Below are 6,319 nucleotides of genomic sequence, written 5' to 3' on the forward strand. Positions count from 1 at the left end.
TTCGATGCTCGATTTTACCTGGAAACTGTTCAGCCAAACAGGGAATATTGACACGTATCTTTTGTTTAAGGAGCTAGAACGCGAAACGCAAGAGCAAGCCAGCGATTCCACGTATCATATAACTGAAAGAGACTATCACGTCCTTTAACTTTGGAAGGTTATGTTATATGTTTGAAAAATGTGAAGGAATTATTATTCGAACGGTTGACTATGGAGAGACGAATAAAATTGTAACGATATTTACACGCGAATGGGGAAAGGTTGCTGCGATGGCACGAGGAGCGAAAAAGCCAAGCAGCCGCCTTTCTTCTGTTACGCAAATATTTACATACGGCATATATCTTGTACAAAAAAGTCGCGGCGTCGGAAGCTTACATCAAGGGGAATTGCTTTCAACGATGCGCCATATACGCGAGGACATTTTTTTAACAGCATATGCCTCGTATATTGTTGAATTGACAGATAAAGCAACGGAAGAAAGACGACCAAATCCGTATTTATTTGAACTTCTTTTACAAACATTGACTTATATGAATGAAGGGCTTGATGCCGAAGTATTAACGTACATATATGAAATGAAATTGCTTCCGGCATTCGGATTATATCCAAAGTTAGATGGCTGTGCTGTTTGTGGGGAAAAAGAAGGAACGTTTGCCTTTTCGATTGTACAAGGAGGATTTCTTTGTCACCGTTGTTTTGAGCACGATCCACACCGCATCCCGATGACGCCATCGGTTTTAAAATTACTTCGCCTGTTTTACTACGTCGATTTGTCTCGCATCGGTCAAATTGCTGTCAAACAAGAAACGAAACAACAACTACAAACTATCATTTCAGCTTATTACGATGAATATTCAGGTCTTTCGCTGAAAACAAAACGGTTTTTACAGCAGCTCCATATGTTAAAAGGTGAAAGCGGACAAATATAACGTTGTCCGCTTCCCACTTTTGTTTGCAAAATATAACGATGAATTATAATATGGTCTTATAGTGTAGCCTATTGTAAGGTGGTGAGCGACAATCGAACTCAATAAACGTCAAGAACAAATTTTACAAATCGTCAAAGACCACGGGCCGATTACAGGTGAGCATATTGCTGAAAAGCTCAATTTAACACGGGCGACGTTACGGCCTGATTTAGCCATTTTGACGATGGCTGGGTACTTAGAGGCCAGACCTCGTGTTGGCTATTTTTATACAGGAAAAACAGGGACGCAGCTGCTTGCTGATAAAATTAAAAAAATGAAAGTGAGCGATTATCAGTCCATTCCTGTTGTCATTAACGAAAACGTAAGCGTCTATGATGCGATTGTCACGATGTTTTTAGAAGATGTTGGCACGTTGTTTGTTGTAGATGATGAATCGTTGCTTGTTGGGGCATTGTCACGCAAAGATTTGTTGCGCGCGAGCATCGGAAAACAAGAGTTGACATCTATTCCTGTCAATATTATTATGACACGCATGCCGAATATTACATTTTGCGAAAAAGATGATTTACTTATTGATGTCGCCCAAAAATTAATCGAAAAACAAATTGATGCGATGCCTGTTGTCAAAAAGGTGGACAAAGGGTACGAAGTCGTCGGGCGCATTACGAAAACGAATATGACGAAGGTGCTTGTCGCGTTAGCGAAAGAAGACGTGCTTTAAAGGGGGAAAATCATGAGTCAAATCGTATACGTCGTATCCGACTCAGCAGGGGAGACGGCCGAGCTCGTTGTAAAAGCAGCAGCGAGCCAGTTTCAAGGGGCGCTCGTTCAATTTCGACGTGTTCCTTATGTCGAAGATGTGGAGACGTTATCAGAAGTCGTCGCTTTAGCAAAAATGAATCGAGGCATTATTGTATTTACGTTAGTTGTACCGGAAATGCGTCAATTTTTACTAGCTGAAGCGGCGCGTGAAGGAGTGCCTGTATACGACATTATCGGACCGCTTATTGAACAAATGGCGAAGTTATTACAAATGGAGCCGCGTTGCGAACCTGGACCTATTCGCGTATTAGATGAAGACTATTTCCGAAAAATCGAAGCGATCGAGTTTGCGGTCAAGTACGATGACGGGAGAGATCCACGCGGTATTTTAAGAGCGGATATCGTTTTAATTGGTGTATCGCGCACGTCCAAAACACCGTTATCACAATATTTAGCCCATAAACGATTTAAAGTGGCTAACGTACCGATCGTTCCAGAAGTAGATCCACCTGAAGAATTGTTTCAAGTGCCGCCTGAAAAATGTTTTGGTTTAAAAATTAGTCCAGAAAAGCTAAATGAAATTCGTCGTGAGCGGTTAAAATCGCTCGGACTAGATGACCGTGCCATTTATGCAAACATTGATCGAATTAAAGAAGAGCTGCAATATTTTGAGGAGATCGTAAAAAAAATGGGCTGCGAAGTCATTGATGTGACAAATAAAGCAGTCGAAGAAACAGCGAACGTCATTATGAATATTATGCGTAAAAGGGAAAAATAAGCAGTTAAAGCACAGTCACAACATGTGATATGTGCTTTTCCTTTTTCATAAAAAACTTTATAGCCAATTGATGTTTTTTATATTATAATAAAAAATTGTGATAAAACAGGTTTAGACTGAACATAGGACGAATAAACTATTTATAGCTAATTGTCAAGTGACAATGCATCGGGATTTTCGACAATATTTTTTTCTTAAAAAGAAGGATTGTTTCGCGCGATGGAGAATAAAAACATACAAAACATTTCTATTTCAGAAACAAGTTTTGTCGAAATATGTTTGGAGCTGTTGAAATATGGGACAACGCATTCCTGAGGAAACGGTTGAGCACATTCGCCGCTCAGTCGATATTGTAGACATCATCCAACAGTATGTCTCACTAAAAAAGCAAGGACGCAACTACTTTGGGTTATGTCCTTTCCACGGGGAGAAAACACCTTCTTTTTCTGTTTCACCAGAAAAGCAAATTTATCATTGTTTTGGCTGTGGAGCAGGCGGAAATGTGTTTTCGTTTTTGATGGACATCGAAGGGATTACATTCATAGAGGCAGTGAAGCGATTAGCACCGCGAGCAAATGTCGATTTATCGCACGTCGTTGATGAGCATCCGACAGCGGAACGGAAAGAAACAACGACGATGATTGCTGCGCATGAGTTATTAAAAAAGTTTTATCATCATTTGCTGATGCATACAAATGAAGGGGAAGAAGCATTAAACTATTTGCTTCAACGAGGCTTTACGCGCGAGCTCATTGAGCAGTTTGAAATTGGCTATGCTTTGCCGTCTTGGAATGCAACTGTCACATTTTTAGCAAACAAAGGCTTCTCACTTCCGCTTATGGAACAGGCCGGACTCATTGTGAAAAAATCGGGAGAGGACTCATATTTTGATCGTTTCCGTCATCGCATTATGTTTCCCATCCATAACCATCAAGGAGAAACAGTTGCTTTTTCGGGGAGAGCGCTCGGAAACGAAGAGCCGAAGTATATGAATAGCCCCGAGACGCCAATTTTTAATAAACGCCATATTTTATATCACTTTCATGAAGCGCGTTTGCCGATGCGTCAAAAACAGCAAGTTGTACTGTTTGAAGGATTTGCGGATGTGATCGCTGCTGTGCAAGCTGGCATTTCCCACGCTGTAGCAACGATGGGAACAGCTTTATCGGAAGAACAGGCACGCATGCTCCGTCGCAATGCTTCATCGGTCATTGTTTGTTATGATGGGGATCGAGCGGGAATAGACGCTGCTTTGAGAGCATCGGAAACGCTCGTTGAAGCTGGCTGCTATGTGAAAGTCGCGATGATGCCAGATGGGCTCGACCCTGATGAGTATGTACGCCGATATGGCGCCGATCGTTTTCGCCATCATGTGCTTGATGCCAGTTTGTCGCTGACAGCGTTTAAGCTTGAATATTTAAAGCGCGGCCGCCATTTACAAAACGAAAGTGAGCGTCTTCGTTACATCGAAGAAGCAGTGAAAGAAATTAGCCGGTTATCTAATGCAATTGAAGCGGATTATTATTTACGACAACTAGCTAATGAGTTTTCCATTTCTATGGATGCGCTACGCGAGCAAATGATGATTTATGGAAAAAAGCAAGTAGAACAAAAGCAAGAACGTCGTGAAACGGTTGCTGTGCCTGTGAGGGCGAAACTGTTACCGGCTTTTCAAAAAGCAGAGCGGATGTTAATTGCTCATATGTTGCGCGATAAAGCAATCGCATTCGCTGCTCAAGAAGCGATTGAAGGCGCATTTAACGTCGAAGAACATCGCGCTATTGCCGCCTATTTATATGCGTTTTACGAAGAAGGACACGAACCCGATGTAAGCTCGTTGCTTGAACGCATTCATGATCCGCAATTAAAACGAATCGTTACAGAACTGTCTATGATGCCGATCAACGAAGACATTTCGTCAGCCGAGTTACGAGATTACATTCAATGCGTGCTCAACTACCCAAAAGAGCAGTTGCTCAAGCAAAAAGAAGCGCAGTTACGCGATGCCGAACGGCAAAAAGATTATGAGCGCGCGAAACGCATTGCAAGCGAAATGATTGCGTTGCGAAAGTCTTTGCATTTTGGAAGGAGGGGAATAAATGGCTGAAAAGTCAACACATTCCGATTTAACGTTAGAACAAGCAAAAGAACAATTAGTCGAGCTAGGTAAAAAACGTGGCGTTCTTACCTATGAAGAAATCGCTGAGCGATTATCTGCATTTGATCTTGATTCCGATCAAATGGATGAATATTATGAGCATTTAAATGAACAAGGGATCGAAGTCGTAGGCGAGTCCGATTTAGATGAGGCGGATTTAGACGACCCAGACTTCGATGATTTAAAAGACGAAGAGTTCGATTTAAACGATTTAAGCGTTCCTCCAGGGGTAAAGATTAACGACCCTGTTCGCATGTATTTAAAAGAAATTGGTCGCGTACCGCTATTATCAGCAGAAGAAGAAATTGAGCTAGCGAAACGCATTGAACAAGGAGACGAAGAAGCTAAACGTCGTCTAGCTGAGGCAAACCTTCGCCTCGTTGTTAGCATTGCGAAACGTTACGTTGGTCGCGGCATGCTTTTCCTTGACTTAATTCAAGAAGGAAATATGGGTTTAATTAAAGCGGTCGAAAAATTTGATTACCGCAAAGGATATAAATTTAGCACATATGCAACATGGTGGATTCGCCAAGCGATTACCCGTGCTATTGCTGACCAAGCGCGCACGATCCGCATCCCTGTTCATATGGTCGAAACGATTAACAAGCTTATTCGCGTCCAACGTCAACTGTTACAAGACCTCGGCCGCGAACCATCTCCTGAAGAAATTGCGGAAGAGATGGACTTAACACCGGAAAAAGTACGCGAAATTTTAAAAATTGCCCAAGAGCCTGTATCGCTTGAAACGCCAATTGGCGAAGAAGACGACTCTCATTTAGGCGACTTTATTGAAGACCAAGATGCGACATCTCCAGCTGAACACGCAGCGTATGAGCTGTTAAAAGAACAACTCGAAGATGTGTTAGATACGTTAACAGACCGAGAAGAAAATGTACTTCGTCTTCGTTTTGGTCTTGATGATGGACGTACGCGAACGCTTGAAGAAGTGGGCAAAGTGTTTGGCGTTACGCGCGAACGCATTCGCCAAATTGAAGCGAAAGCGTTGCGAAAACTACGCCACCCAAGCCGTAGCAAACGTTTAAAAGACTTTTTAGAATAACCGTTTACAAGAAATAGTTTACTTCTTACAATGGAAGTAAGCTATTTCTTTATTTAGGAAGGAATGCGTATTCAATGGAACAAAAACGAAAAGAAATCATTATTAACGAAATTAAATATTGGAAACAAACGCGATTGCTGCCGGAACAATATTGCGATTTTTTGCTCGCATTGTACACGGAAGGAAATGGCGATGATGTTGAAACACGGACAAAGCAAGTTCCAGCATGGGCGATTCGTGCAACCGCAGCGATGATCGGCATATGTTTATCTTTTGTCCTTCTTGTCATTTATTTTACTGAATTGTCGTTCGTTTTGCAAACGCTCATTTTGTCACGAGTCAGTCAAGACTTTGTGGAGAACATTTTTTCGGTTCACTACGGGTGTTGTCAATCACTAGTTAGCGAACCATTTTCAGGAATTGATATCGTAAGCGCTTTTGGACTCTCATCCCTCATCTTGAAGTGATGATATTGTATTCCATTTTTTTACACCCAACCAAAATCCCGAAGCGCCGACAACGCTTGATGGATCGGCGTCCCGGATGACCGCTGCAGACACGGTAGATTCTGACGCACCACATCTGCCCACAACCGTCCTGCCTTCCGTTTGGCCTGTTCAACCCGCTTGGAC

Annotated in this window: 6 protein-coding genes and 2 pseudogenes; 7 read left to right on the top strand and 1 reads right to left on the bottom strand. The window is 42.2% G+C overall.

The annotated features are described in order from the left end of the window. Positions 1–4 precede the first annotated feature (4 nt). From LH47_RS15095 to LH47_RS05830, 7 genes and pseudogenes are all read left to right on the top strand, one after another. The gene (locus LH47_RS15095; RefSeq protein WP_019416900.1) at positions 5–148 is read left to right on the top strand and encodes a YqzL family protein; all 144 of its coding nucleotides are present in this window, start codon (positions 5–7) and stop codon (positions 146–148) included. A gap of 19 nt (positions 149–167) precedes the next feature. After that, positions 168–929 carry a DNA repair protein RecO gene (gene recO / locus LH47_RS05805; protein WP_043965514.1) on the top strand — a complete coding sequence of 254 codons (762 nt, stop codon included), beginning with the start codon at positions 168–170 and terminating at the stop codon, positions 927–929. Positions 930–1,020: 91 nt separating this feature from the next. Next, positions 1,021–1,650 (top strand): helix-turn-helix transcriptional regulator, encoded by a 630-nt coding sequence (locus LH47_RS05810; RefSeq protein WP_200890851.1) that lies wholly within the window; start codon positions 1,021–1,023, stop codon positions 1,648–1,650. Between the two features lie 12 nt (positions 1,651–1,662). Further along, the gene (locus LH47_RS05815) at positions 1,663–2,469 is read left to right on the top strand and encodes a pyruvate, water dikinase regulatory protein (protein ID WP_043965518.1); all 807 of its coding nucleotides are present in this window, start codon (positions 1,663–1,665) and stop codon (positions 2,467–2,469) included. A 295-nt stretch (positions 2,470–2,764) separates the two neighbouring features. Next, the gene (dnaG, locus tag LH47_RS05820) at positions 2,765–4,576 is read left to right on the top strand and encodes a DNA primase (protein WP_043965520.1); all 1,812 of its coding nucleotides are present in this window, start codon (positions 2,765–2,767) and stop codon (positions 4,574–4,576) included. Beyond that, positions 4,569–5,687, top strand: coding sequence for an RNA polymerase sigma factor RpoD (gene rpoD, locus LH47_RS05825; RefSeq protein ID WP_043965521.1), 1,119 nt, complete (start codon positions 4,569–4,571; stop codon positions 5,685–5,687). Before dnaG ends, rpoD begins: the two co-directional genes overlap by 8 nt. A gap of 74 nt (positions 5,688–5,761) precedes the next feature. Further along, a pseudogene (locus LH47_RS05830) lies at positions 5,762–6,022 on the top strand (hypothetical protein); the annotation flags it as partial. Positions 6,023–6,174: 152 nt separating this feature from the next. Here the strand turns inward: LH47_RS05830 and LH47_RS15100 are convergent. Next, positions 6,175–6,319, bottom strand: a pseudogene (locus tag LH47_RS15100) (UPF0236 family protein); the annotation flags it as partial.

Origin of the sequence: Anoxybacillus thermarum, assembly GCF_000836725.1 — a bacterium.
GTDB lineage: Bacteria > Bacillota > Bacilli > Bacillales > Anoxybacillaceae > Anoxybacillus > Anoxybacillus thermarum.

Excerpts from the sequence above, each read along its gene's own strand:
- dnaG (WP_043965520.1), top strand. The coding sequence starts at position 2,765 with ATGGGACAACGCATTCCTGAGGAAACGGTTGAGCACATTCGCCGCTCA.
- recO (WP_043965514.1), top strand. The coding sequence starts at position 168 with ATGTTTGAAAAATGTGAAGGAATTATTATTCGAACGGTTGACTATGGA.
- LH47_RS05815 (WP_043965518.1), top strand. The coding sequence starts at position 1,663 with ATGAGTCAAATCGTATACGTCGTATCCGACTCAGCAGGGGAGACGGCC.
- LH47_RS15095 (WP_019416900.1), top strand. The coding sequence starts at position 5 with ATGCTCGATTTTACCTGGAAACTGTTCAGCCAAACAGGGAATATTGAC.
- rpoD (WP_043965521.1), top strand. The coding sequence starts at position 4,569 with ATGGCTGAAAAGTCAACACATTCCGATTTAACGTTAGAACAAGCAAAA.